The 25,847-nt window shown below is 53.4% G+C and carries 20 protein-coding genes; 10 read left to right on the top strand and 10 right to left on the bottom strand.

The genetic code is table 11. The annotated features are described in order from the left end of the window. The first annotated feature begins 29 nt into the window (after positions 1 to 29). The 3 genes from P353_RS29050 (at position 30) to P353_RS27840 (ending at position 1,607) form a co-directional block, all read left to right on the top strand. The gene (locus P353_RS29050; RefSeq protein ID WP_157839527.1) at positions 30 to 932 is read left to right on the top strand and encodes a hypothetical protein; all 903 of its coding nucleotides are present in this window, start codon (positions 30 to 32) and stop codon (positions 930 to 932) included. 150 nt (positions 933 to 1,082) lie between these two features. After that, the gene (locus tag P353_RS29045; protein WP_157839526.1) at positions 1,083 to 1,364 is read left to right on the top strand and encodes a hypothetical protein; all 282 of its coding nucleotides are present in this window, start codon (positions 1,083 to 1,085) and stop codon (positions 1,362 to 1,364) included. A gap of 54 nt (positions 1,365 to 1,418) precedes the next feature. Then, complete coding sequence (locus P353_RS27840) at positions 1,419 to 1,607, top strand: hypothetical protein (protein ID WP_232776307.1); 189 nt, start codon at positions 1,419 to 1,421, stop codon at positions 1,605 to 1,607. Between the two features lie 385 nt (positions 1,608 to 1,992). On the opposite strand, the gene P353_RS06610 is transcribed toward P353_RS27840, so the two are convergent. The 3 genes from P353_RS06610 to P353_RS06600 form a co-directional block, all read right to left on the bottom strand. Further along, positions 1,993 to 3,222: a hypothetical protein gene (locus P353_RS06610; protein WP_232776305.1), complete on the bottom strand. Its 1,230-nt coding sequence runs from the start codon at positions 3,220 to 3,222 to the stop codon at positions 1,993 to 1,995. Positions 3,223 to 3,401: 179 nt separating this feature from the next. Next, positions 3,402 to 4,004, bottom strand: coding sequence for a hypothetical protein (locus P353_RS06605; protein WP_232776303.1), 603 nt, complete (start codon positions 4,002 to 4,004; stop codon positions 3,402 to 3,404). A 20-nt stretch (positions 4,005 to 4,024) separates the two neighbouring features. Further along, positions 4,025 to 4,360 (bottom strand): hypothetical protein, encoded by a 336-nt coding sequence (locus tag P353_RS06600; RefSeq protein ID WP_034367072.1) that lies wholly within the window; start codon positions 4,358 to 4,360, stop codon positions 4,025 to 4,027. Positions 4,361 to 4,994: 634 nt separating this feature from the next. On the opposite strand from P353_RS06600, the gene P353_RS06595 reads away from it, so the two are divergent. The 3 genes from P353_RS06595 to P353_RS06585 are packed head-to-tail and all read left to right on the top strand — an operon-like array spanning position 4,995 to position 8,922. After that, positions 4,995 to 6,413, top strand: a complete 1,419-nt coding sequence (locus P353_RS06595; RefSeq protein ID WP_034366989.1) for a serine/threonine protein kinase — start codon at positions 4,995 to 4,997, stop codon at positions 6,411 to 6,413. Continuing rightward, positions 6,410 to 7,561, top strand: coding sequence for an ATP-binding domain-containing protein (locus tag P353_RS06590; RefSeq protein WP_034366986.1), 1,152 nt, complete (start codon positions 6,410 to 6,412; stop codon positions 7,559 to 7,561). The genes P353_RS06595 and P353_RS06590 overlap by 4 nt, the downstream gene beginning before the upstream one ends. A 2-nt stretch (positions 7,562 to 7,563) precedes the next feature. Then, complete coding sequence (locus P353_RS06585; RefSeq protein ID WP_034366984.1) at positions 7,564 to 8,922, top strand: hypothetical protein; 1,359 nt, start codon at positions 7,564 to 7,566, stop codon at positions 8,920 to 8,922. A 208-nt stretch (positions 8,923 to 9,130) separates the two neighbouring features. On the opposite strand, the gene P353_RS06580 is transcribed toward P353_RS06585, so the two are convergent. Further along, positions 9,131 to 9,367 (bottom strand): flagellin, encoded by a 237-nt coding sequence (locus P353_RS06580; RefSeq protein WP_232776301.1) that lies wholly within the window; start codon positions 9,365 to 9,367, stop codon positions 9,131 to 9,133. A 1,018-nt stretch (positions 9,368 to 10,385) separates the two neighbouring features. Here P353_RS06580 and P353_RS06575 point away from each other — a divergent pair. From P353_RS06575 to P353_RS06565, 3 genes are read left to right on the top strand one after another with little or no spacing between them, the layout of a single operon-like run. After that, entirely contained in the window at positions 10,386 to 11,945 is a 1,560-nt protein-coding gene (locus P353_RS06575) for a recombinase family protein (RefSeq protein WP_052084753.1), read from the top strand. Continuing rightward, entirely contained in the window at positions 11,942 to 12,859 is a 918-nt protein-coding gene (locus P353_RS06570; protein WP_034366976.1) for a ParB/RepB/Spo0J family partition protein, read from the top strand. The genes P353_RS06575 and P353_RS06570 overlap by 4 nt, the downstream gene beginning before the upstream one ends. After that, entirely contained in the window at positions 12,856 to 13,737 is an 882-nt protein-coding gene (locus P353_RS06565) for a plasmid partitioning protein RepB C-terminal domain-containing protein (RefSeq protein ID WP_034366973.1), read from the top strand. The genes P353_RS06570 and P353_RS06565 overlap by 4 nt, the downstream gene beginning before the upstream one ends. An 81-nt stretch (positions 13,738 to 13,818) precedes the next feature. Here P353_RS06565 and P353_RS29040 read toward each other — a convergent pair whose 3' ends face one another. Continuing rightward, positions 13,819 to 15,378, bottom strand: coding sequence for a hypothetical protein (locus P353_RS29040; RefSeq protein ID WP_157839525.1), 1,560 nt, complete (start codon positions 15,376 to 15,378; stop codon positions 13,819 to 13,821). A gap of 133 nt (positions 15,379 to 15,511) precedes the next feature. On the opposite strand from P353_RS29040, the gene P353_RS06555 reads away from it, so the two are divergent. Beyond that, positions 15,512 to 15,838, top strand: a complete 327-nt coding sequence (locus P353_RS06555; protein ID WP_034366967.1) for a helix-turn-helix domain-containing protein — start codon at positions 15,512 to 15,514, stop codon at positions 15,836 to 15,838. 152 nt (positions 15,839 to 15,990) lie between these two features. Here the strand turns inward: P353_RS06555 and P353_RS06550 are convergent, their stop codons facing one another. From P353_RS06550 to P353_RS06530, 5 genes are all read right to left on the bottom strand, one after another. Next, positions 15,991 to 19,299: a type I restriction endonuclease subunit R gene (locus tag P353_RS06550; protein WP_034366964.1), complete on the bottom strand. Its 3,309-nt coding sequence runs from the start codon at positions 19,297 to 19,299 to the stop codon at positions 15,991 to 15,993. A 46-nt stretch (positions 19,300 to 19,345) separates the two neighbouring features. Then, positions 19,346 to 20,503 carry a restriction endonuclease subunit S gene (locus tag P353_RS06545; protein ID WP_034366962.1) on the bottom strand — a complete coding sequence of 386 codons (1,158 nt, stop codon included), beginning with the start codon at positions 20,501 to 20,503 and terminating at the stop codon, positions 19,346 to 19,348. Beyond that, the gene (locus P353_RS06540; protein ID WP_034366959.1) at positions 20,500 to 22,761 is read right to left on the bottom strand and encodes a type I restriction-modification system subunit M; all 2,262 of its coding nucleotides are present in this window, start codon (positions 22,759 to 22,761) and stop codon (positions 20,500 to 20,502) included. Before P353_RS06540 ends, P353_RS06545 begins: the two co-directional genes overlap by 4 nt. A gap of 59 nt (positions 22,762 to 22,820) precedes the next feature. Beyond that, entirely contained in the window at positions 22,821 to 24,206 is a 1,386-nt protein-coding gene (locus P353_RS06535; RefSeq protein WP_034366956.1) for a Fic family protein, read from the bottom strand. Positions 24,207 to 24,370: 164 nt separating this feature from the next. Further along, the gene (locus P353_RS06530; RefSeq protein ID WP_157839524.1) at positions 24,371 to 25,699 is read right to left on the bottom strand and encodes a hypothetical protein; all 1,329 of its coding nucleotides are present in this window, start codon (positions 25,697 to 25,699) and stop codon (positions 24,371 to 24,373) included. Positions 25,700 to 25,847 lie beyond the last annotated feature (148 nt).

Genomic DNA, 25,847 nt, shown 5'->3' with positions numbered 1-25,847 from the left:
TGCGCAGTGCATCAAATTTCGAGGGTATGATGAATTCGTTACGTAATCAGTTGAATGTTCAGATATATAGTAAGCTTGCAGCTGCTATGTCTGCGTCTGGAGTGGTTGGCGCAGATCCATCAGTAATTCTCTCTCTGCATCTGCCTGGGCTTTATGTGGTTCCTAACTTGGATAGGAACTCTCAAAAAACTAAATATTACGTTTCGAATGCACTCGATGGAGTTCTTGCTTGTAATTGGAATGCAATAAAGAAGCCTGGTAAGGTTTCTGATATTTATAAATCAATACTGGATGGCAAGCAAACACCTTTAGTTAAGCTCACGGAGGAGCAAGAAGAAATTTTAAATGAAGCTAATTCATTTTTATTTTGGGTTGATGGATCTCCAACAGAAAAATATCAGAAATACTTAGATGAACAAATGAAGTATCTAGAGGCTCTAGATAATTTTGAGGCCTCGTTAGCAACAGAGAAGAATGGTGGTGATAAGGTTCCTGAAAAAATTAATCAGGATTTGAGAAATGCTGAAGCCAGTTGGAAAAAAAATGGCTATAAATATGACGTCGAAATTGCCATTGAAAATATACGACAATACGAATCTCTAGAGCCGGCGATTTTCTGGAAGAAACTGCAAGATAAATTTTCGAAATACACTGAATGTTTTGATATTCAAAGTGAATTTCAAGTTGTCGAGGCTAATCCTCCCTATGAGCATTGGTTTCAAGAATTTTGGTGGTCTGATTTTAAATTCGATTCCTTGGATTTTGATAATCAGCGTCAATCCGGTAGCGTTGGTTTTGATATTTCTGCATGCTGTTCTTGTCCTGATGTTTTGTCTGAACCAAACTCTCAAGTCGGTCCCATTTCAATATTTGGTTCTGCATTGTTTGAAGAGGAAATTAAATTCGATGATGAAAATTTCTTACTAACTTGAAAATTACGCAGAATCGAGATAGTCCGGCCTTGGCTTGATATCAATGTCTTTCATAGCCGGGCTTGGAGGTGGTCTCCAGCAAGTGTGTCGTATGGGGTTTCAATTGCATCAGGTGGAGACATAGCCGGGAGGATTTTGCCGACGGGAGTTATGCCTGTACTTCCTATGACCGCAATTCTAGCCAGAGATGTGAATATTTATTGGAAAAGCAATAAGGGGATTTCTCATATTAAAGAGGGCTTGGAGAAAAAGCTTGATCTTAACATTGGACCATTTCGTATCTCTCGAGCAATAATTAAAGAGGAGCATCGAATTTATCAGCCTGATCCTCAAATAATAGGATATATCAGCACGATTCTTCCAAAATCTCCTAATCCTGAACCAACGCTGCCATGGCCGCTTGGAGAGAAAAAAAGCGATATATGGCCATAAAGGGGGAGTCGACTGGAAAAGCGCTTAAGCGAGGTTTCCGCTAGTTGATGACGCGTGTCGTGGGCGCCGGCCGGGCTATGGAATCGCTGGAAGGACCTCAAGCCAGTGGCGCTCGTGGAGAACTACACCATGGTGACTACCAAGGCCGACTCACATCCTCTGATGAGTCGCATGCACAAGCCCGACCCTAAGCAGTCGGTGGATCAGCAAGGCAAGCGCAGTGTGATCTCGATCGATATGTAGGATATCGATCAGTGGCTGGCTCGCACATATTCCCCGGTGATCTCCCGCAGTTGTAGCTTTCCAAACCGGCCTTGGACATCGCGCTCATAGACGGATCGGCGCATGTCTCGGGTGCTGTCGGCCACAATGAAAAAAGCCCGCGATATCGCGGGCTTGTATGAGCAAAGGTCTAAAGCTTGCGTGTCAGTTCACGACAGCGCTTTATTCCCACTCAATTGTCAATAGCTTAAAAATCGAGCCTTTCTCGAATGCTACAGCACGCTGCTGTACAGGCACTTGGGCTAACTCAGAAGGGCAATACCGTCACCTCTACCGTCAAAGCAATTGGCTGTAGTTGTATCGTGTTGCACTCATCGCGTGGGCATACCTTTAATACTGTAGCCCTTTATTTGTTGGTTTCGCGCTTGAGCATACCTTTGAGCACCTGCGTATATTCCATCACTTGCAGTGCCGTGTCCGTGGCCCAGTCGGCTACATCGGCCTGGCTTAGGCTACAGGGTTTCCACAGCCCATCGCACCAGCAGCAGCTGATTTTCCACTTGGTGGCACTGATGCGCTCAAACATGGGTTGCTGCAGTTGCGCGGCACTCCAGCGCTTGGCGATGTCCAGCTGCAGCTGAGCGGGCAGTGCGCCTTCGCCTTGCAGCAGCAAGCGCAGCCCCAGCCCAGTCCCCCAGCCTTCTTGGGATAGCTGCACCATGGTCAAATTGGGCCATGCTGGTGCAGCACCAAACGCACGGGGCAACTGAATCGTCAGCATGGGTTGTCCCTGGCGCAGGTGCACTGCCAGTGACAGCGGCAAAGGCTCTTTGACTCCCTGCACTTGCAGTTTAGCCGTTGTAGCGTTGGTCAGTTGAACCTGTAAAGTGAGCTTCATGCATCGCCACCACGCCTGCCGAAGTTCGGGCACATCGCTCAAAGCTTGAAACAACCGTTCATGCCACGCTATGCGCCTGGTTAAAGCCTTGGTACTCAGGTTCATGGCATCGGCCATTTCTTGAATGCTCAACATGACGTGACCATGCGCAGGAGCTTGACCGAGCACTCGCCTTGCAAACGTCAGCACCCAGGGCACATCACAGCGGCCACTGTCCAAGTGCCATAGCAAAGCGTAGATCGTTTCTGGTGCCTGATGCGGTGCATCGCGCACAACCGCTTGCGCATCTGCCACATCCCGCCACTGCAGCCAACTTGCTGCATCCGTGATGCCCTGGCCTTGCAAGAACGCTACGAGGCTACGCAAACGCTTCACGGCCTTGAGTGCAGATGCCGGTGAGTCGATTTCACCTTGCCACAGCAACAGGGCCAACTCAGCATCTTCCTCAGGCCCGTATTGATGCAGTAGTGCCATCAGGCGTGCAAAGCTGCCCAAGCCCAACTGCGGCACGGCACACCGTGCAAATGCCTGCCATGCAGCGGTGCGCTGGCTGATCGGCTCAAACACCTGTAGCGCTGCATCGGCCAGCTCCAGCACCATGGCCGACTGAAGCTCCATGCAAGGCTTGACTGTATGCACATAGTGCCCAGCTTCGGCACAGCCATTGAAGCAGCACGGCCACTGACCGCTGAATTCATGCAAAACAGGGGTTGCCACATCCAGGTCTGGCAAGGTCATCACTGCCGCCAGCAAACGCCGATAACGGTGCCACCTCAAGTGATAAGGGTGCATGGTTGAACTTTCAAAACAGACACGCCGCAACGGCACCTGAGCGCAGCCTTAAAGGCAAAGCACCAGACGCACCACGTGCACAAGGGAAAATCAAGAAAGAGAGGGCGAGAAACTGAAACCGAGACTCAAGCCAATGGGATTGCTGTACCACGGCGGGAGCGCAGGCCCACCTGCACCACCTTTTCCAAGGTAGCTTTCTCGGACCAGCGAGCATTGGTGTTGCGCAGCTTTTTGCTGCCCCAGTGCTCTAACAAGGCATTCCATGGGGTCAGTGGCACGCTGTCCATCAAAGGGTCAAGCACCAATAAGGAATGCGGCTTGCCCTTGACATACATCACGCCCACCGCCAAGACCCAATGGCTGTAACTGGGCGATGTGAAGCGCACCAGGCATACATGATCAGATTCCAGGGCGGCTACCGTGCGGGCCTCTAAGTCACGGCGCAAGGGGCGGCAATGCACCTGCTCGGCAAAGGGAGCAAACTGCTCCTTGAGCTGCGTAGCCGAACAGCCCGTGAAATAGCGAGACTGGCCGATAGCACAGACCTCGACCAAACGCCCATCGGGCTCATCCTCATACAAGGCATCGCGCGACACCACACCCAACAGCATGAGCGCCATGAGCACACAGTGGTGGCCACACGCCATGTCGCTCTCCCCCTGGCGCAGCAGCAGCTTGTCACCGTGGGCCAGTGCCCCCAGGCGCCCCACGCGCAGTTGGGAATGCATTGCAAAGCGCTGCCCTTGCATCAATACTCCTCGGGCAATAGCAGCGTAGTGCTGCTGCGGTCAGCTTCCGTGATGATCCACAGCCGCTGCGTGGACCCCAACACATAGACTGACATCACACGAGCGCCATGCACCAGTGCCTCGGCATTGGCCTGCCGATCCTCCTCACAGACATCTCCCCAATCACCCGCCATATGCCGCAGCACAAACCGCAGCGGGGTCATTTGCAGAGATCGAAGCAACTCCACGGCACACGGTGTAGCAAGCACCTGGCCCAAAGGCAACAGGGGGGAGCCGCTGCCAGAAGCAGGTGAGGAATTGTTCGGGCATGCAGCGGCCTGACCTGTATCAGTCATAGAAAACTCCAGAAATGGAAAGTCGAAAGGGGAAACAACGCCCAGCGGTGAACCGGCCATTCGCCTCAGGCCCCACCGCACGTCCAAACGACAGGCACAGCTGCGCCGCACAAGCCTTCAAAGGCGTGCACGCGCAATCAGCCTGATCAATTCAGACGGAGGGCGAAACAAGAGAGGCAAGTGCTCGGGAAACTGAGCGGAGAACGGGACCCGCGAGCTATGCCCAGGTGGCACGTCAACGGCATCACGTGCACTGATTATATCAAATATAACAAAAACAAATATTTATTTGATTTTATATTCAAATATTGAATATAAAACTGGGCAACGATAGCGTATAGCCCAAGCCATTTAGTGGGTCTGTGCATGTAGCAGCTGCGTTTGTTCGTCAAAGCGGCATAGGTAGCCGACCAAGATCGGTATCGACACCGTCCGCCTTTTTCCCCTCTGTCGCTTCTCATCGCTATTGATGCTTACCGTGCAGCGTTTGCTGCCAGCCTCCTTTTATGTGCCGGGCAGTTAGCGACCGTAAAGCAGTTATAGGTTTAAACCACTATAGTCACTGTTCTCGGTAAGGATTGCAGAGGTAAACTGTAACGACGCACGCACAGATGTACTTTTACGAGGGACATGGATGGACTCAGCTCAAGCCCAAATCTTGGTAGACAACTTGTTAAATACAGTAGTCGGCGATTGGCACATAGATACCTTCCTTGGTAAAGGAAAATCGGCTGTCGTACTTACATGCACCCGTGGGACTGAAATCGGGGCTATCAAGGTTTTCCATCCCGAACTTATTCAGCGCTACGGCAAGGCCGTACAGCTTCAGCGGATTCTGCGCGAGAAGAGTCTGGTCGGCGCTTCTCACCCCAATCTGGTGCGCATCCTCGACGGTGGAGAGTGCAATAAAACGGGGCACTTGTACGTGGTCATGGAGCAACTGCCCTACGCAAATTTACACGACGAACTGCAGAAGATACCGCCCGATGCTATCCCCGCGCTGATTGCTCAAATCGCGTCGGCGGCTAGGTTTTTAGAGGACAGAAATCTTGCTCATCGCGACATCAAACCAGAAAACATCGCGGTCTCTCCTGACTTCTCCAAGGCCATACTGCTGGATTTAGGCGTATTGCGCCCGGTAGGTTTCTCGAATTTGACGGATGTCGATCAGCGCCCATTCATCGGAACTTTGCGTTACAGCTCGCCTGAATTCTTGGAGCGCAAGGAAGAAGACACCCTCGAGGGCTGGCGCTCTGTGACGTTCTATCAGCTTGGCGCGGTTTTGCATGACTTGCTCATGAAGCGCGTGCTTTTTGAAGATGACTCAGAGCCTTACCCACGTTTAGTGAGGGCTGTTCTCGAAAATATCCCTCAGATTCACGCGTCTAGTGCGAAGTGCGTCGCTCTGGCAAATCATTGCTTACTCAAGAATCCGATTACTCGCCTCGAACTGGTCAACTGGGAGCGATTTCAAGCGCTGCTTGCAGACGAACCCGCCACCCTTTCATTAACACGGAGCCGAATTCAACAGCGACAAAAATTTTTCCAGGCCGCTGCGGTTCCAGTCAAATCGACAGGAAACTCCCAAAAGTTGAGCAGAAAGGCGTTGGATGACGTCTGCAATAGAGTCGAGTCACGCATCGCTTCCTTAATGAATGACTTGCAGGCGTTTCCGCTTCGCACGACCCAGTCGGTCAAAGATGCCGAACATGGGGTCTGTGAGACCTGCGTTTTCTTCGAGAAAGACATTCAGAAGGGATTGCCCTTTCGACTGGCGGTTCTACTTCGGTTTTCGCTGCTTGACGAAAACAATGGAAAGCCTATCTTCCGCGCTGAGGCCGCGGCCGCCATGGCTAACGACGAAATACTGCATGACCACATGCCGACGCCAGCCTTGATTCAAGCTGGCGAGCTCGAACTGCTTCTTGATGGCCCTAGCTTAGAAGCCGTTTTCGTAAGCGGACTAGATGACGCCTATACGCGCATTGAGAAAAATGAGGTGCCTAGTCACGGCACAATCATTGAACTCGCAGTCAAGGAGATGACACCGTGAGTGATAGCTGGTGGAAAGACGAAGATGATCTTGTTCCTGATCAGGCTAAGCTGTTAAGTATTGATGAAGATCGAAATCTTTTAATTAAAGGTCCGCCTGGTAGCGGCAAGACCAACCTGCTGTTGTTGCGCGCCAATCAGCTTTATTTGGGCGACTACCCCAATCTGCACATCGTGGTGTTCGGCTCGCTCTTGAAACAGTTCATTCAACTCGGCGGCAAGCAGTACGATTTTCCTGCCGAAAAAATCGTAACCCAGGCGAAGTTGTTCAACGATATCTTGCGTACTGAAGGGGAAGGCGTTGATGACGAAGACCTTGAACATGATGCGGCCCGCGCCGAAAGGGCCAATCGCCTTCAGAAGCTGGTTGATGAAGGGCGGGTCGGTGTCCAATTTGAGGCATTGCTTCTTGACGAAGCTCAAGACTACACCCCGCAGGAAATCAAACTGATGAGCAAGCTGACTAACGTCTTCATTGCAACAGCCGACGCTCGTCAAAAAATTTATAACGTTCTCGACTGCTCCGGTGAACTTGCTGCTTGCACCGATGAAGTCTACCCACTCACCTTTCACTTCCGCAACGGCATGGCTATTTGCCGCGTAGCCGATGGAATCATGAAGGGGACCTCTGGGTATGTTCCGCTGCAAAGGCACATGAACTACAAGGAAGCAGACTATCCTTCGACATTCACCCCCAAAGGGGGATTGACGTTGGATGAACAGGTTGCCGCAATGGCAGCTCAGATCAAAGACCAGCGATTTGCCTATCCAGATGACCTGATCGGTGTTCTGTGCCCTCGAAATGAAGAGTTAGATGCCTTGTACGTTGGGCTGATGCATGCTGGCTTTGGAGACTCAATTACTAGGGCCAACTCGAGAAGCTTTGATCCATCGAAGCCAATCTGGTTGTCCACCTTGACGGCAGCCAAGGGCCTCGAATTCCGTGCCTTGCATATTGCCGGTTTGGACTACCTCTACCGAATGGGGGGGGTACAAAAGCGACTCATATACACTGGTATAACGAGGGCCAAGACGGCCCTAACGATGTACTGGCACAAGTCTATTCCGGGGTACCTGGAATCAGCCATCCAAGGCGCTGTACCACCGAAGGGACCCGTTACTATGAAAAAAATTTTTGGAAAAGGCTGAACATGTGGTCAGCACTTGTTAGTAGACGCGAAGTCTTCGAGCTGTTTCTGGGATCGACCAAAGCAGTCGAAGGGAAGCTTCGTGAGACCTCGCAACTCCGCTTTGGTGCTGGAAGCGAGACACTTCTGGTTTGGGATTGCGACCCAACGCAGCGATTTTTGCTTCCCTCGCTAATGGTTGTTGCTGATGACGACGTTCAAAGCACCCTAAGCGCCATCGCTGCGGCTCCGCAAGCACCATCGCCTGTTACGGCGCTTACCCGCATCTTGACTCGCGAGGAAGCTACGCAACAGTTTGATGACGATTTACTGACCATTGACGAACGGGTTTTCCCTGCTCTGACAGCGCTCGCATTTGTCGAAGCGGTGCTTCATGGCGGCGGTCGCGTAGGGATCAGGCAGTTAACCCCGCTGATATGCAGACGTACCCTAGCTTTCGCGTGGGGTAGGACCCTTGCTTCGCGTGCCGGCGGAGAGGCATTCCTCGAGCTTCCGGCCCGCTGGCTTGATGTCTATTCATTGCTGAACTCGCCTTCAACCCATGACACAGCGCAGTATGCAATTGATCCCATAGTCAGCGTACTCGGTTTGTTAACACAGATTGCGCTCGGACGCCGTCCAGAAACGACTACAGGAGCTTTAGCCTACGAAATTCTCAATGGAACTCAAGCTAGTCAAGAGCTTGCTTGGGAGCAACTCGCTGCTCAGCTATCGCGCCAGATCAGAATCGATGCTCTACAGTCCCTGACTAGGGAGGAGCGAGGCAGCTATCTCCAGGAGGCTCTTCGGCAAATGTCCTCTTCCGGCAGTTACCGCGAGCAGGGAGATATGGCGGCGGCATGCGCGTTCCTTGCTACACGCCTTGCACCTGGCTCTCTTGAACACCTTGAGATCCTCAAGGGAGAAGGGCGACCGGATTTACTCGCGTGGTATGGGCTTTTTGCTGCACTTCAAAGTCCAAAGGAAATACTGTCCTTGTACGGCGGTCTTGGCTTCAGGTCATCGCGCGACATGCTTCGTGTCGAAGATAAACTGGCATCGCCTTCAGCCGATATTTCCTACTCTGAGCTGAAAATACTGGCGCGCGGAGGTCTAGAGCTATTGTCTAGTCGTATTGGGCATTCGAGTGAACTGCAAGTCGAGCTTGTTCCATACGTCTCGACCTCATTCACATTCCAGCTTAAAAATAGAGCCCGGCCAAAAGACGCACAACAGTTTTTTAATATGGAAGCGTCTGAGCCAGAATTATCCTCACGTGCGCGCTTGGCGAGAATTGCGGTAGAGCTTTCAAATCTCGCTCGAGAGCTCCCAGATTTTTCAGAAGAAAGCTACTCAGCTAAAAGATCGCGTAGAAAACTTTAATACTGATTAGTGCCGATTGGTTGACCGTACGATGGTGGATCGGTCGGCCTAAAGCGGTTATCTGTGGAGAATGCTTTCAAGGACTTTTTCTTGCCTATGCTGCGGGAAAAATCAGCAGCACTGGCGCAACCTATGAAAACAGGAAAACCGACCTTTCCGATAGATCTCGCATCGACAATCTCACAGGCGAGAAAGGGTAACCTGCAACCTAGCTCTTGAGCAACTGCAGCACGGCTTGCGGAATCTGGTTAGCTTGCGCCACCATGGTCACGCCTCCCTGCTGCAGGATTTGCGCACGACTGAGGTTGGCCGTTTCCACTGCATAGTTGGCATCCACAATACGGCCACGCGTGGCCGCAGTATTTTCCTCAACGATGCCGAGGTTAGTCACCACCGATTCAAAGCGCGACTGCATTGCACCGACATCAGCGCGTGCACGACTCACTTCCTTGATCGCCCAGCGCCCGACTCGCCGCAGCTGGCGTGGTGGGCTTGGCAACCGGCAGCCTGGCGGTGTGCCTTGAACTGCACCAGGACACGGCTCCACTTGGTTGTCGACCTGGTCATAGTAGCCCCATTCACACTGAATTCATCTTCCCGAAATGAGTGTGAGCGTTCCATTCGCCAGTACGTTATTTGGACCACGAAAGGCTCTGTTGTCATCGGTTCCTGCCGTATTCGCAAAGGCACTAAACGCTTTCGTTTTGCGCAACAGGTACTGCCATGCCACGCAAAACTAGGTCTCCTGCTGGAAGACCGTTATCGCCACGAGTAGTCTAAAGAAGACGATTGATCTTCTCAATGTGAGGGACACCGCGGAGTCATTTTGACTTTTCATGCAGGTTTTGCCGGAGAAGCTGATGACTCAAATCTGCGCCAACTGCGGACTACACTTTCAACCCCGTCCGCAAGTCCCCAATCAAGCCTATTGCTCAACCCCTGAATGTCAGCGGGCTCGCAAACTGCGCTGGCAGCAAGACAAGCTGCGCAACGATCCAGACTACCGAGAAAGCCAGCGCGATGCTCAGCGGGCCTGGTTTGACCGAAACCCCGGCTATTGGGCTAATTACCGCGCACGCCAATCCCTAGCGCAAAAATTCGGCAGAAATACAGTTGTGAAGGACACGTCCTGCGGCTCCGCAAAATTGGATGTGTCGCCACTGCCTGCCGGGTTGTACCGATTGCGACAAATCGCAGTTTCGCGCTCAGCAACACCTGGAGGATGGCTGGTTGAGCTCACGCCAGTCTGCCTTGACTGTCCATGCAAAAAGGATGCATGCAAAGAGAAGACTTGATCGACGGCCTTGTATTCGCTCCCTATCGTCATCTCTAAATGTTTTCTCGGCCAGCACGCATGGCAATGAATGCAGCGATCCACATGGCCTTTTGGAGGCTAAGCCTCGTCAGAAAAAGCAGGGCTGCACCGAGAAATCCAACTGTATTGACGAAGGCGACAACGCACCATGACAGCGAGCATTGTTTCAGCTGATCCAGATTCACCACCACTGCGCGCGGCACAGTACGTGCGCATGTCTACGGATCATCAGCAGTATTCGACAGAAAACCAGGCAGACAAGATTCGAGAATACGCCGCCAGGCGCAATATCGAGATCGTTAGAACCTATGCCGACGAAGGCAAGAGCGGCCTGCGCATTGATGGGCGCAAAGCGCTGCAAGCGTTGATCAAGGATGTTCAGTCCGGCAAAGCTGATTTTCAGATCATTCTGGTCTATGACGTGAGCCGCTGGGGCCGGTTTCAGGACCCCGATGAGGGAGCATATTACGAGTACATCTGCCGTGATGCAGGGATTCAGGTCGCTTACTGCGCAGAGCAATTCGAGAACGATGGATCGCCTATGGCGGCCCTTGTCAAGACAGTCAAGCGCAACATGGCTGGTGAACTCAGCCGGGAATTGTCGGTCAAGGTATTCGCGGGCCAGTGCCGCCTGATTGAGCTGGGCTTCCGCCAAGGCGGTCCTGCAGGATATGGCTTGCGCCGCGCGCTGATTGACCAAACGGGGGTACTCAAGAGCGAACTGGCACGTGGAGAGCACAAGAGCCTTCAAACGGATCGTGTCATTCTCCAACCGGGACCTGACACTGAAGTGGCCATCGTTAACCAAATCTACCACTGGTTTGTCAATGACAACCAGTCTGAATCTGAGATTGCCGAGCGGCTCAATACGCAGGGAACGCTCACCGATTTCGGGCGTGGCTGGACGCGCGCGTCCGTACGCGAGGTGCTGTCCAACGAGAAGTACATTGGCAACAACATCTTCAACCGCCGCTCCTTCAAACTTAAGCAACTTCGCATCATCAACCAGCCGGAGCAATGGGTGCGAAAAGACGGAGCTTTCGAGGGAATCGTGCCGCAGGCTCTGTTCTATACCGCGCAAGGTATCCTGCGTGCACGGGCGCACCGATACACCAACGAAGAGTTGATCGACAAGCTGCGTGGTCTTTATGAGCGGCACGGTTATCTGTCGGGGCTGATCATTGACGAAGCCGAAGGCGTGCCATCAGCAGCAGCCTACGCGCACCGCTTCGGTAACCTGATTCGTGCTTACCAAACAGTCGGTTTCACGCCGGATCGGGATTACCAGTACCTAGAGGTCAATCAGTTTCTGCGTCGGCTGCACCCGGAAGTTGTTGGTGAGACCGAACGGATGATTACCGAGATCGGTGGCACGGTTGAACGCGATCCCGCCTCCGACCTGTTGACGGTCAATCGTGAATTCACTGTCTCACTGGTGCTAGCCCGCTGCCAGCAGCTTGAAAGCGGACGACGACGGTGGAAAGTGCGCTTTGACACTACCCTCGCGCCGGACATCACTGTGGCAGTGCGCCTGAACGACAGCAACCAGGCTGCACTGGACTACTACCTGCTGCCGCGGCTGGATTTTGGCCAACCGCGAATCCACCTGGCAGAACACAACAGCATTGAATTCGAGTGCTATCGCTTCGACAGCTTGGACTATCTGTATGGGATGACCCGGCGTATGCGCATCAGGAGAGTTGCATGAACCAAGACAAAGAGTACCGCAAGGCGGAGCTTCAGATGATCCCTCTGGACCGGATCGAAGTGCTCAATCCCCGAGAGCGCAACAGCCGCGTTTTTGATCAGATCGTCGGCAACATTCAGAGTATCGGCTTGAAGAAGCCAATCATCGTGACACCTCGTCCCAGCAGCCATAGCGAGAACTACCTGCTCATTTGTGGCGAAGGGCGGTTCAAAGCCTTCAAGGCCCTAGGCCAGCAGGAAATCCCAGCCATGGTGATGCAGGTCGATGATGAATCAGCCTTCATCATGAGCCTGACGGAAAATATTGCTCGCCGTAAATTCAGCCCGCTAGAACTAATGGCGGGGATCGGGCAGTTGCGAGAGCAAGGCTACGACAGGCAAACCATCGCCAAGAAAACCGGCCTGAGTGCGGAATATGTCAAAGACATCTTGTATCTGCTCCAGCACGGTGAAGAGCGGCTTCTCATGGCCGTAGGCAGCGGGCGAATCCCACTTAATGCAGCCATGGCCATTGCCAGCGCAGGCGATGACAAAGCAGTTCAGACAGCTTTGCAGGAAGCCTATGAGTCGGGTCAACTACGTGGCAACCACTTGATCCAAGCACGGCGCGTGAACGAGCGCCGCCGAGTTCAAGGGAAAGCAGCCGTCGGCCCAGGTACCGGCTCTGCGCCACGCAAATCCATTGAAGGCGTTACCACGTCGAGTCTGGTACGCAACTACCAACGCGAAGTTGAACGCCAGAAACAAATGGTCAGAAAAGCGGAAGCCGCACAGCACAGCTTGCTGTTCATCGCAGGCGCCTTGCGACAGTTGCTGGGCGATGAAAATTTCGTGAATTTGCTGCGCGCCGAAGGCTTGAGCACCTTACCGCAATACCTGGCCGATCGCGTCTGGAAGAAAGGCAAGGGAGCATGAGCAAGAAACCTCCTTTAGGCTTCATTCCCGAGCCACTCCTTCTGCCGCTGTCCGCCATCCTGCCATTGCGCAAGAGTCCAGCAGGACTACAAACCTCTCGCAAATTCAAGCAGATCATCGCCTCCATTGAGACCGTTGGCCTGATTGAGCCGCTGTCTGTCGGCAAGCCCAACAGGGCAGGACAGTACATCCTTCTAGATGGACATACGCGGCTGGTGGCCCTGATGCAACTGGGCTTCGACAAAGCTCCATGCTTGGTAGCCATTGATGACGAGAGCTATACCTACAACAACCAACTCAATCGACTCTCCTCCATTCAGGAGCACGTCATGATCCGACGCGCTGTCGAGCGCGGCGTGTCACGTGAAAAACTGGCCAAGGCGTTAGACGTGGACATTAGCCACATCATCAAAAAGCTGAACTTGCTGGATGGTATCTGTCCCGAAGTGGTCGAGTTGCTACGCGATCAACATTTCTCGCCCAATTTGGGAGCGGTTCTCCGTAAGCTCAAACCCACTCGGCAAATCGAATGTGTGGAATTGATGATTAGCGCCAACAACATCACGGTCGCCTACGCCCAAGCCCTGGTAGCAGCAACCCCCAGCAACATGCTAGTCGGCGAAATAAAGACCAGAAAAGTGACCGGAGTCAGTTCCGAGCAGATGGCGAAAATGGAGTGGGAAATGGGCAATCTTCAAGAGCAATTCAAGCTCGCGGAGCAGTCATATAGTCAAGACGTCCTCAATCTGGTACTGGCCAAGGGCTACCTCGCCAAGCTCATGGGCAATGAGGCCGTCCTGCGGTATTTGACCAAAAACAACCGAGACATGTTCCACGAATTCGACCGCATCGTGCGCATGACGAATCTGGACAAGTGACCAGCCATACCTTCGGTGATCTGCGCCTGACTACATCTGAACATTGCCTTCCATTGCAGCTTGCCTGGGTAGCGTGGACCATCAATTCAGTGGCAGCGCCTTCGGCTCGCAGGCGGCAATACTGCGCTTGTTATTGTTGGCAATGATATTCATGGCTCCAGGCCAGCCGACGTTCTTACCTTTAAAGTCCATCCAACCTTGCTGCCACAGTGCTTGAAAAAGCTTGCTGGCCTCATCGTGCCGCGCCCCCGCCTTTGGGTTCATGATTGGGTGCATAAAAACCAACTGTAATTTGGACATGTCTAGTATCAGCCAAGCGATGTTGGCGTCGATGGGCGAGGCGTAGCGCTGCTCCAGCTCTTTATGTAGTTGCTGCAAGCTGTCGTGGGAAACGTTCGTAAACAGACGCTCCATCGTGCTGACTTTGAAGTCACCGTCGCTATCGGTCTGAACCGCGACCGTTGTTGAGTAGCCGGATTTACTCTTGTAATGGCCTTCGAGGCGGAATACGCCGCACAGGACGGGCTTGGTTTTAGCCATCAACTTGGGCAAGCCCTGGTCAAAGTACAGGCTTTTGCCTGTCGCGAACAACATGGGATAAGTCTTGATGTTCATTGTTTGATGGAGCCCGTTTTTACGATTCTCAGGCTGGGGTACAAAGTACATGGCAAGGTCTGCGGTATCTGTATTGCGCTTTCCTCCCAATGCTTGTTCCGCCAGTTCGTATGCCTGGACCAGATGGAAGAGGTTTCTACGCAATTGATCGCGCTCATAGCCAGGGCTAGACCAGGTTGCAGCCTCCTTCTCAAGACCGTCTTTGTCACCCTTGCGGTACAAAGCCTCCATGCGCTTGAAGCTATCTTCGGCATTGGGAGGCAGCTTGCTATTTGCAGTGAGGCCGGACCGCAATTGCTCACCTAAAGTCATCACCGGCACAAAAGGCGCGTTCAAGGTCTGGATGGATGCACCTAGACAGATGCCATCCATGCATGGAAGCTGCGCAGCAGCTGCTTTGATGCCGGTGTTTTTCACACCGGGCTGTTCAACGGATGTTTCCTCAGCCTTGGGGGGCGATGCCGAATATGATGGTTTAGGGGACCCTGCTTGCCCTGTCCGCGCTACGTTGCTAGATGCAGCTGGTTCGGATGATTTTTCGCCACGTGCTGTCGGTGCCGAACTGGACCGTAATGTATTGTTCACAACCGTTGTGGCCGGTGTGAGTAGGGTGGGTTGCTGCACTGCAGGAAGTTGCGTTGAAGTGGCGACTGGTGCTGACTTGCGTGCGGCACGGACCAAAGCAGCCTTGTCATAAATCAGCTTCAGATGAATTGCATGTACGTCTCCGACGTTGGACGCTACACGTAGCACCTTCACGGCGCTCTTGGCTGGTTGGAACTTGCGCAAATCCACCACCCAGTGTGCCCCTAGGTCATCAAAGGGAATGTCGGGCGTGAGCACCGTGTACATGTACAGCGACGGCTCAGGGCTTTTAACGGAGCACAATTCCGCGTCTGGGTTGTGGCATTCCGCATAGTAGTCATGCACCTCTGATGCCAGTTGAGTACCTTCACGAGCGCCGACAGACTGTGTCCAAGCGCTCACAGCAAGCCCCAACACGCCCAGCGCTGTATACCAGCGCATTCCCTCTCTTAACACCATGCTTAGTCCTTCTTATTGAACTGGGCAGCAGCTTCGTGCCCCAGCATAACTACGTAATTCGTAGTATCGAGAATAAAGCATAACTACGACTCTCGTAGCCTTTTGAAGGTGCGAGATGTCTGACGCGGATGAGCAATGGGGCGCGAGGCTCAAACAGGCCCGCTTGGCTGCGGGGCTGTCGCAAAAGATGCTGGGAATTGAGGCGGGAATTGATGCGTTCGTGGCGAGCACACGCATCAATCGCTATGAGCTTGGCATCCACAAGCCAGACTTGCTGACGGTGCGCAAGTTGGCCGAGGTGCTGAAGGTGCCTGTAGCGTTTTTCTACGCCGACACGGACGATGAAATTGCCGAACTGCTGTTCCAGTATGGCAAGGCTGGTGAAGAAGTTCGCCTGAGGATTCAAGCGCTTCTTGCTGAGCAGCCTACGCGAGACATGTAGTCGTTACGTTTGCGCCGAGCACGGGCTATATACGCCCTGCATGACTGCCTTGTACAAAATGATTTACTGAGTTGTAACCAGGCTGGCCGATTGAACGTCGCACACCACATCGGTTTCCCGAGGCTAGCAGGCGACTTATGCAGCAAAATCTGTCAGTGGTAAGCACTTGCGCCACTACCGCCCGAAGTCGTGAAGATATGCGTAAACACTGCATCCACCTTCATGCTGATTTCATCGTCGACGTATCCCTGATCGGGTAAGTGAGTCCACAGGTGTCTGATGATTTCGGCCCGTACTTGCGCTTGGGCTGCAGCCTTCTCGCGCCAATGGTCAATTTGCAGCTTGCCGTTATTCAGCAGGTCTAACAGGTCCTTGGCCACCTTCTTGATCTTTTCACGATCGCCTTTGGTAGGCTGGTCTTTTTGAAGCAAGTCGAACACGGCCAGCTGCGCATCGTTGTCCAGTCCTTCGCGCAGGTAACGCTTCTCTTCTTCGTTGAGCTTGTCATTTAGAGCGAAAAGATCATCCATGACCTTCTGAACCTCGATGGCGTCCTTGTCACGGTTGTATTCGGCAATGATTTTTTGATAGCGTTCGTACAGATCAACCCGCGTCGGGTTGGCGGCAAGCATCGCTGCCAGACGCTGTTCCAGTTGCTCCTGTAGGTTTAGCACCGCCACGGCCTTATGCCGTGTTTTCGCAAATTCGGCCTTCAGCCTATCGAAGTTGATCTTCGACAGGTCATAGTGTTTCGGTGGCTGATTCGCCATAAATGCAGGAGGCAGGCCATCGGTAGTCAATGTGGTGTCCACTACCTCGTACAGCGATTGCAGCAGAGCACCGATGTCGGGGGTGGTACGAGCGTCTTGCAGCTTGTTGTAGATCGCCGCCAAGGCACCTTCTTCTGCGTCGTACTCAAAAAGACCGGGGTTAGGGAACAAAGCCCGATACCGCGCTTGAATATCGTCGACGAAAACCTCGTAGGTCTTTCGTCGCTCAATGTTGGCGGCCAGCTTGTCAACGGCATCCAGCAGCAGCCCTTGTTTAGCAAAACCCTTGGCTTCGATCACAGCATCCAGATCCACGCCCAAGCCTTCTAGGTAGCGCCTTGCTTGTAGCAAGCTATTCGCGTACTCGGCCAACGCCACGCTGTCATCGCGCACCGTATCTTCTTCCTCATCACCTTTGCCTGTGCCCTTGCGATCGCCTTGAGCAAAGGTAGCCAGCGCCTTACGCAGGCTTTTGAGCATGCCGTTGTAGTCAATGACCAGACCATGCTTTTTGCCACCACCCACGCGATTCACGCGAGCAATAGCTTGCATAAGGGTATGGCCCTGCATGGGCTTGTCCAAATACATCGTAGCCAAGCATTTCACGTCGAAGCCGGTCAGCCACATGGCGCAAACAATGGCCACGCGAAAAGGGTTTTCGGGCTTCTTGAATTCTTCTTCCAAGTTGCGCTTGACCATCTTCTCGCGGTGAGAGGTGATATCCAAAGCTTCGTCCCGATGGTTCTTCCACTTTTTGAACTCCGCAACTTCGCCCTGTTCCTGCGACACCACCACACAAATTTCAGTCGCCCGCATCCAATCCACGTGTGCACGGCGCGTCTTTAGTGTTTCGTTCGGTGGTTTGCCCTTGGCTGCAAACAGCGCTTCTTCATAGGAGACTTTCGCATCCAGCTCATCCGCTTTAGCAGCCCACTTTTCCGCAATCAGGTCGTGCAGCTTCACGCAGGTGATTTTGTCTAGGCACACCACCAATGACTTGCTGGCACCCTTGGCCACCACCTGCCAGCGTTGGTGAAAATGCTCTACAAAATCCGCCGCTACCTTGTTCAATCGGGTGGGAGACGTCAGGATGGGGTATTCGCTGGCGAGGGCACGGTAAAGCTTGTCTTCTTTTTCTTCCGTCCACGGATCATCGACCGGTGCGCTGAGCTTGGCGGCTTCAATGTGCTCAACGATGCGCTCGCTCACTTTGGGGTCGATGATCTTCAGCTTCTCACCACGGTTCTCGTAAAACAGCGGCAGTGTGGCGCCATCAGCGACGGCACGCTTAAAGTCATAAATCGACACGTAGTCGCCGAATACCTGGCGGGTCAACTGCTTTTCAGCGTCATCAATCAATGGCGTGCCGGTGAAGCCCAGAAACTTCGCCTTCGGCAGCCCCTTGCGCATGTTCAGCGCCAAGCGTCCATACTGGCTGCGGTGTGCCTCGTCAGACAGCACGATGACGTCTTCGCGCTCGGAATAAGGCTCTGTCACTCGCTCGCGGTACTTTTGCACCAAGCCAAAGACATAACTTCGGTTTTGGTCACGCAGCATGCTTCGCAGCGCATTGCCACTCTTGGCTTGGTCAGCCTTGGCGCTGGCACGCCCTGTGGAGGTATAGATGCCAGCAATCTGGTCGTCCAACTCGGATCTATCGGTCACCACCACAAACGTGTAGCTGGCCGATATTTTGCGTCGTACCTTCTCGGTCAGGAACACCATCGAATACGACTTGCCCGACCCCTGCGTATGCCAAAACACGCCCAATTGGCCTGCAGCAACCTCGGCTTTCACCGTCGTGTCGTCGGACGTAAGGCGCTCAATCACCCGGTTTACGCCCAAATACTGGTGGTTGCGCGCTACGATCTTCTGCAGGCCGGCCTCCGAGGCATCGAACAGCACAAAGTTCTCCACAATGTCCAGCAGCCGTTGCTTGCCCAACATGCCTTGCAACAACAGGGGCAGCAGCGGCTGGGCTGTACCGGGCTCTGGGGCGTCCTCATCCAAACGCTTCCAGCGGTAGAAGTGGTCCTTGCTGGACGTGATGGAGCCGTATTGCGCATCATGTCCATTGCTGATCACCACCAACGCATTCCAGTGAAACAAGTGCGGGATGGTGTCCAGGTAATCGGCATAGTTCTTTTTGTAGGCGCTGTCTACGTGCACCTCAAAGCGTTTGAGCTCGATGAACACCAGAGGCAGGCCATTGACATAGCCAATCAGGTCTGGGCGACGCAGGTGCAGCGGGCCACGCACCCACAACTCACGCACAGCCAAAAAACGGTTCCGGTCAGGCTTGTCAAAGTCAATCAAGCGCAAGCGTTTTTCCACTAACTTTCCCGCAGCTTTGCCGGAGTTGTCGCGGAACTTCACCAACACACCATCGCGCAGCAGTTGGTATTTTTCTTGGTTCATCTGCACCAGCGACTTGGTGCTGTCGTTCTGCGTAACTGCTTCAAGGGCTTGGGCGTATGCGGTATCCGGCAGGCCGGGGTTCAGGCGCCGCAGTGCAGCCTCCACATCGCGCACCAGCACCACTTGGTTGTCTGCCGTGCGGCCCAGCAGGCCGTCTGCTACCAACGGCCCTTCATCCTGTGCCATCACGCTGTCCCAGCCCAGCTCCTCGCGCAGAAACTCAGCGGTGGGCGCTTGGATCAACACATCTTCCGAATACTCGCTCTTGCCCATAATCTCCCTCTATTCTTTGTCGTTTGGTGCTTTGGCTGTGCGCGCGTCAGGTGATCACTTCTTCGGCTTCGGGCAGCGGTATCTGGCTCACATCGAGTTGGCCGGACATGAGCTTGGGTAGCAGCAGGTCGCGGGCTCGGGCAGTGTGTTCGTTCTGCTTAAACAGCAAGTTGATTTCCTCGTACATAGGAGCCACTATCTGCTGGAATGAATCTCGAACCGCATCAGTCGGTAATAGCAGTGGCAGAGCATGTGCGTAATTCCGATTTAGCCCTGGCACTGCAGCGTCGCTGCTGATGAAGTTAAGTTGATGCAGAGCCAAGAATAGCCATAAAGACACCTGTTCAGGCGCTATATAGAAAACGGTATCAATGGGATAACAAGGTACCTGCGAGAGATACAAGCTACCGACGTTGCCTTTTCGCCCAACGACAATCGCTCCAGCTGGCACAAGCGCCTGATTGTGGGCTCCCACGATGCCACTTGATCCGTACACAGGAACATCGCCATCCTTGCGGTCTCCTGCCTTCAAGGCTTTGCCATAGTTCAGCGTAGCAATACTTCCTAGTGGGATAGGACTCCACCCTTCCGGCACTCCATCGCTCACTGTCACCGACTCATGTCCCGAAAACCGCAGGTGCGCAAACCACTCTCGGTACAGCAAGCGAGCTGTTTGTTCCAGCAGGGCAATGCGGCGCTGGTTAGTGGCGATTAGGTCGTCGTAGTTCTTGATAGCCGTAGCGACACGGCGCTGCACATTAATCGCAGGCATCTCGGGCATATCTAGCGCCCGAATGTCTTTCATATTTATATGGTGAACTGTCGCGCCGCCAGATTTCCCGAGCAACTGAGCTTGGAGGTTTGGTGTGAGAAGTAGGTAGCAAAGATAGTCCGAATCGACCACATTGGCTTTCGGGCGGATGAGGACGGTACGCTGACCCAAGCAAAACAACTCACCTTTTGGAATCACCGCCACATTACCGACAGGTGCCTCACGGGCCAAGATCAAGTCTCCGGCCGCAGGAATAGCCCGCTTCGTCCAAGCCTGATAAGTTGCTTCAGAGACACGATTTACGCCATCCAGCAAGAAGCGGCCTCGACCGATATTTGGCGTGCGAATGGAGGGGTAGCCCTCATCTTGGATTGGTGCTGTCTTGTGCTCGCAATCCGTGATTAACTCGCACAGTTCTGCCAACGTAGTCATGCCAGCAACTCCTTCAAGTTGCCAGCAATCTTCCCTGTCAGCTCCACGGCCTTGTCGTTCAACTCCAGTAGCTCTGTGTGAATTTCACGCAATTGCTCAGCAAACGCATCCTCGTCATCATCGTCCTGCACGGCCGCCATCCCCACATAGCGCCCCGGCGTCAGTGAGTAATCGTTGGCAGCAATTTCCTCACGCGTCACTGCCTTGCACAGGCCAGGTACATCGGCGTAGTAGCCTTCAGGAAAATAGCTGTGCAGTTTGTGCACTTGGTGTATGAAGTAGGCCGCTTGCTTGGGCGCCTCCAACACCACGTCGCGCACGGTGGGGGCTTCGTGCTTTTTGGCATCGGCTGCTTGCAGAGCACGGCGGGCTTCGCGGATGGCTTTCCCATGCCAAGCCTTGCTGTTACGCGCGCGCAAGGTTTTCTCTGCCGCATCGACCAAGCCCATGGCGCGCTTGTGCCGCGCTTCCAGCGTTTTGCTTGTCGCTTTCAAGATAGGAGTGAGGGCATCCAACGTGGCTTGCAGCGCCTTCTGGCCTGCGTGCGTGACCAAGTCAGCTTGCGCAATGGCTGTACGTGCATGTGCAGCCTGCTCCAGCATGGCTGCAAGCGCATTGGTCGCGGTGGTCTCGGCCAATGCTTGGGTCAGATCGGCATTCCAAACTTCTAGTGCAGCCTGCAACTCAACGCGCTGCTGGGTCAATTCAGCTTGCTGTTCTGCGGTTGGCTGTGGCTCGGCCTGTAATGGGGGGAGCAATTCCTCATTCACTTTGGCGTCGCGTGCAAAGCGCATGAGCTTGAGCGCCAACTTTCGCAGTGTGCGGGTGTCTGCGCGCAGGCGTTCAGGCAGCCCAGCCAGCCAATCGTCCACCTTGCGCTGGTAGCTTGCAACGAGCGCAACAAACTTCTCGTTCTCACCCCGGTACAACCAAGTGATGGCGGTCAGGTTCGCCAATTGCTCTTCCGTGAATACGTGCGAACGTGCCGACACCACGTGGTAAACGTTTCGGGCATCAATCATAAGCACTTGGTCTTGCAAGTCCTCGCCCTTGCCTTTGTCAAGGAACCACAAAGTGCATGGGAGGCTACGGGTGTAGAAGAACTTGGGGCCAATGGACATCATGACATCCACATGACCGGTCTTGACCAACTGCTCGCGGATGTCGCGGTCTTTGTTGCCCGCGTCCGATGCGCTGGAGGCCATGACAAAGCCAGCCCGGCCTGTGTCGTTGAGGTAGCTGTAGAAATACTGCACCCACAAGCTGTTGGCATTGCTGATGGCGCCGGTTTTAGCGTTGGTGCCGGGCAAGCCAAAGGGCAGCCGGTAAGGCCCCCCCTCAGCTTGCAATTTTTCTTCTTCAGTTTTTGGCGCAACCTGCTTGCTAACCTTTTTGATCTCCACACCGTCCACATTAAACGGTGGGTTGGCCATGACGAAGTCGCATTGGCCAATCAAGTGCTCGGCTTGGTCGTAGAAAGTATTGCCTTGCCGAATGTTGCTGGCATCTTGCCCGTGCACCACCAAGTTCATGCGTGCCAATTTGGTGTTGGTGTCGCTTTTTTCTTGGCCGTGGAAAGTCACGCTCTCTAACGCGCTGCTGCGGCGCACCTGTTCAATGAAGTGGCCGGTTTGCACAAACATACCGGCAGAGCCGCAGGCGGGGTCAAGCACGATGCCATGGTCTGGCTGAATCACATTGACGATCATGCGCACCAATGACGGGGGTGTGAAAAACTCACCGCCTTCTTGCGCACCAGTCATGGCGAATTTGTTGAGAAAGTATTCGTAGATGCGCCCGAACACGTCGCCGGTGGCCGTCTTCAGCGCCTCCCGGTCAAAAATCTTGACCAGGCGATCGAGTAGGTCAGGCTCGAAGGCGGAGTAGCCGCGTGGCAAGACTCCTTCCAAGACGGTGTATTCGGCTTCGATGGCGTCCATCGCAGCTTCAATGGCCTCGCCAACGTCAGCCCCTGTGGGCAAGCTGGCAATGGCATCGAATCGGGATGCTTCTGGCAAATAGATTGCCGACTTGCCTTGGAACTCCGTCTTGATCAGCTCTTCACGCTGAGCAGCAGGCATCGCGGCCGGAATGCTCGCCAAAATGTCTGGAAGGTAGGCTTTAAAGCGGTTGTCCGCATGGCGCAGAAAGATTAAACCTAGCACCGGCATCGCGTACTCAGCAGCAGTCAGCTTGGAATTGGCGCGCAACTGGTCAGCGGCTTCCCAGAGTTCGTTTTCTAGTTGTTGGACGTTCATATTTTTTGATTATCACTGAGCCCCACGAGCAGGGACCGTGCGGTGCAGAGCTATGGAATTCATATTTGAGATTGCTTCCATCCGATCAGTTCAAGCGGCCGCAGCCCAAACCGAACGGTGTTCCCTGCATGCAAGCCAGCTAGTTCCTTGAGCACGAGTTGTGTGAAGAGTTCGCGGTCTTCAGGCTGCACACTTCCAGGAAGGATGGCGTTGACGCTCGCCCCATTGATTGGCTGGCCGCTACGAACAACAGCTGCAATCACCTCACCGAGCACTTGCCGGTAGCGCAGACGCAAGATGTCAGGCGGCACCAAGCTTTGCTGCACAGCCACGTACTGCTGGCATGAACGCTCATAGGCCCACACGAAGACATCCCGCAGCAGGTCAACCTGGTTGAGCTCATACACACCGATCATCGCATCCACATAAGCTTGCTGCGGTACATCAATGAATGACAGCGGGCACAGATTGTGGCGTATGAAGGGGATGTTGGCGGCCAGGCGCGATACGCGCTTGTTTACATCCTCAAAGGGCTGCAAGTAAGGCAAGTGCACCATCAAGAAGAAGGCTTGCTCGAAAGGATCTTCGATCTCTGCGGACATGCCCACCACGATGCCGAACAGCTCTTCCAAGCGCTGAGGCAAAGCCACCGGCAGGTACACGCTACCACCAATTTCCACGGCACGACTGCGAATGCGGCCACACATGGCAGGGTCAGGCATCAAGCCATCAGAGAGCAAGGCATGCAAGGCCACGATAGTGTCTTGGGAGACCGCCGCCTGCTCAGGCGAGTGCACCAGAAATTCGATGGCCTGCTTGTGGTTCAGGATCATCTGCGTTTCAAACGCATCCTTACCCTCAGCCACCTGGCCAAACTCAATCAGCCGTGCTGTATCCAAACGGCTGTAGGTGTTGCCCTCCAGCTGGGAGGAAGCCCAGGAAAGGTCAATCAGCAAGCGGTTGAGAATGTCCCTGGCAAAGGTGCCAGCGGGTGTTTGCTCAGCAGGTGAACGCCCCAGGGCATGTAGCTGTTCACGCAGCTTCAAAGGCAGGTACGCGGAGTGGTTAGGGCGGTACTGCTCCAAAAACTCCGTGCGGTAGCCCACAGGCTTGCGCAGATGCCGGGGCTGGTGGACATACACTTTGATGGCTTCGCCTTCAGGGCTGACGGGAACATACGGCTCGATCTCAGCCTCTGTGCTTGAAGCATCCACCTCACTTGGGCTTTCATCTTGCAGAACTGGAAAGTAGCGCACGGCCCGCGCTTGCCCCTGCACGTGAATGCGCCCTTGTTCAACCAATACAGCCAATCTGCGCTGAAGGCTACGGCGTTGCAAGGCCAGCCCTGATTCCTGCAGCACTTCTTCAGCGTTCACCCCTTCTGGGTGACGCTCAATGATGTTGGCCAGCAAATCGAGTTCTTGCTGTGGTTTGACGCTATTCATGACGCGAATTATGACGCAATACTATAAATTGCGACATCTAAGTGTCGCGATAAGAAAGAATGACGACTCAGCATGAGGAAATCTACCCATGAAGGGGTGCTGCGATTAGGCCATCAACAACTTTAGGCAAACACAAAAACCAAAAGGGGCATTTAGCCCCTCTCTTAGATGCCGCCAATCAAGTCACCGCTCGGCCCGTCTTCATCTCGCCCAGGCTGGAAGCGTTCGCCATGTTCAGGAGTTTGCTTGTCGCGCTCCTGTTCAAGCTCCGACTTTGGCCCCTGCTGCTTGGCCAAGTTGAGCAACAGCACCTTCATAGCCTCCAGCTTTTGCCTAATGGTAGGACGAACAAACGAATAGGGTTCCAAGTGCTTCTGCGACTTCTTCAACTTGAACATGTCGGGGCAAAACAACCAATCAAGGGTAGGCATCGATTGCTGCTCCTCCCACGACATGTACAAGTCAACGTGGCAGTGCATTTGAATGGCACGCTTTACCTTGCTGCGGTACTTGGGATCCTCACTTTTGAAAGGCAAGTCATCAAAGGGTGTACCCCTATAGTGCTGTTCAAGAATTTCACGATGCTCATCGCTCAAGGACTGCATGAAATCCTGGCGATGACGGCGCTGGTTGAATTTTTCATTCAGGCGCAAAAGCTCGCGTGCTTCCTCAAAGACCTGCTCATACATTGCTTGTCCCGCCTTGCCCTTCCAACTGAATGGCGATGACCAAGAAGAAGACTTATCCGAGCCTTCGTCAGCACCCCAATTTGCATCAGCAGCCGTAAACCATGACTTTTTGAGCTGCACCTCAAAGCGTACATACTTTTTTGTGATTGTAAAAATCTGCTCAGCGACATCATTAGGCAAGCCACAAAAGCTATTTTTCGTCTTTCCAGACTTCACATAAGCAATCATCTCCGCCTTGTTGCCTTTGCGAATTTTGGTGTAGCTATTGCCATCTGACTCCCAATAATTCACGGCTGCTACGCGCTTGTTCTGCTTAATAACATTTCCATTAAACAAGGCCGAGCCACGTTGAGCAATCTGCTTGACGCACTCATTAGCGAAATCCCATTCTTTTTGTTTATTCAAATATGTGAGGTCAACGCTTTCAATTTTCACATGCTTCAAACCAATCTGCTTAACCACTTCAGCAGGAACACCGCGCTGCAGAAGCCAGTATTGAAGAAAAAATAAGGAAAAGAGGCATGAGTGATAAACATCATTCTCCATCAACCCATTGAAGCTTACGACGCTAGCTGGAACATTAAGACTAACTTTATAGGCTTTCACCTTATGGGTGCCATCTTCTTCTTTACACAAAGGTGTTATCTCAGAAATAGCACCCGTGAGTGGGGACTTGAATTTTGAGGTGATGCTGGCACGCTTGCCAATGACTCCATTCTCATCAGTACGCTGGTTGATATCCATTGGAAAGCTATCGTAATCAATATGCTCTACTGAGCAGGTTACAATGATTGAGTCTGCCATTTTGCTTCTCTAAAATTAGTGTTGATTTCTACTGGCTTGGCTACAGTGGTAAGTGACAATGAGGCAAGGGAAAAGAGCAAGTGATGGTTACGTTGTAGCGAGGGGCAGTGGTATTACTAGGAAAGTGAGCCTGATCACTCCCTCTCTT

It is taken from the genome of Comamonas testosteroni, from assembly GCF_000761245.1.
Taxonomy (GTDB): Bacteria; Pseudomonadota; Gammaproteobacteria; order Burkholderiales; family Burkholderiaceae_C; genus Comamonas; species Comamonas testosteroni_C.
Note: the sequence above shows the minus strand (reverse complement) of the source record. Positions and strands in the feature narration are given on the sequence as shown.

What these genes read in the sequence shown, in the direction of transcription:
- P353_RS06585 (WP_034366984.1), top strand. Translation starts at nt 7,564, where the DNA reads ATGTGGTCAGCACTTGTTAGTAGACGCGAAGTCTTCGAGCTGTTTCTG.
- P353_RS06545 (WP_034366962.1), bottom strand. Translation starts at nt 20,503, where the DNA reads ATGACTACGTTGGCAGAACTGTGCGAGTTAATCACGGATTGCGAGCAC.
- P353_RS06555 (WP_034366967.1), top strand. Translation starts at nt 15,512, where the DNA reads ATGTCTGACGCGGATGAGCAATGGGGCGCGAGGCTCAAACAGGCCCGC.
- P353_RS06550 (WP_034366964.1), bottom strand. Translation starts at nt 19,299, where the DNA reads ATGGGCAAGAGCGAGTATTCGGAAGATGTGTTGATCCAAGCGCCCACC.
- P353_RS29050 (WP_157839527.1), top strand. Translation starts at nt 30, where the DNA reads ATGAATTCGTTACGTAATCAGTTGAATGTTCAGATATATAGTAAGCTT.
- P353_RS29045 (WP_157839526.1), top strand. Translation starts at nt 1,083, where the DNA reads ATGCCTGTACTTCCTATGACCGCAATTCTAGCCAGAGATGTGAATATT.
- P353_RS29040 (WP_157839525.1), bottom strand. Translation starts at nt 15,378, where the DNA reads ATGCGCTGGTATACAGCGCTGGGCGTGTTGGGGCTTGCTGTGAGCGCT.
- P353_RS06535 (WP_034366956.1), bottom strand. Translation starts at nt 24,206, where the DNA reads ATGAATAGCGTCAAACCACAGCAAGAACTCGATTTGCTGGCCAACATC.
- P353_RS06565 (WP_034366973.1), top strand. Translation starts at nt 12,856, where the DNA reads ATGAGCAAGAAACCTCCTTTAGGCTTCATTCCCGAGCCACTCCTTCTG.
- P353_RS06540 (WP_034366959.1), bottom strand. Translation starts at nt 22,761, where the DNA reads ATGAACGTCCAACAACTAGAAAACGAACTCTGGGAAGCCGCTGACCAG.
- P353_RS06605 (WP_232776303.1), bottom strand. Translation starts at nt 4,004, where the DNA reads ATGCATTCCCAACTGCGCGTGGGGCGCCTGGGGGCACTGGCCCACGGT.
- P353_RS06600 (WP_034367072.1), bottom strand. Translation starts at nt 4,360, where the DNA reads ATGACTGATACAGGTCAGGCCGCTGCATGCCCGAACAATTCCTCACCT.
- P353_RS06530 (WP_157839524.1), bottom strand. Translation starts at nt 25,699, where the DNA reads ATGGCAGACTCAATCATTGTAACCTGCTCAGTAGAGCATATTGATTAC.
- P353_RS06575 (WP_052084753.1), top strand. Translation starts at nt 10,386, where the DNA reads ATGACAGCGAGCATTGTTTCAGCTGATCCAGATTCACCACCACTGCGC.
- P353_RS06595 (WP_034366989.1), top strand. Translation starts at nt 4,995, where the DNA reads ATGGACTCAGCTCAAGCCCAAATCTTGGTAGACAACTTGTTAAATACA.
- P353_RS06610 (WP_232776305.1), bottom strand. Translation starts at nt 3,222, where the DNA reads ATGACCTTGCCAGACCTGGATGTGGCAACCCCTGTTTTGCATGAATTC.
- P353_RS06570 (WP_034366976.1), top strand. Translation starts at nt 11,942, where the DNA reads ATGAACCAAGACAAAGAGTACCGCAAGGCGGAGCTTCAGATGATCCCT.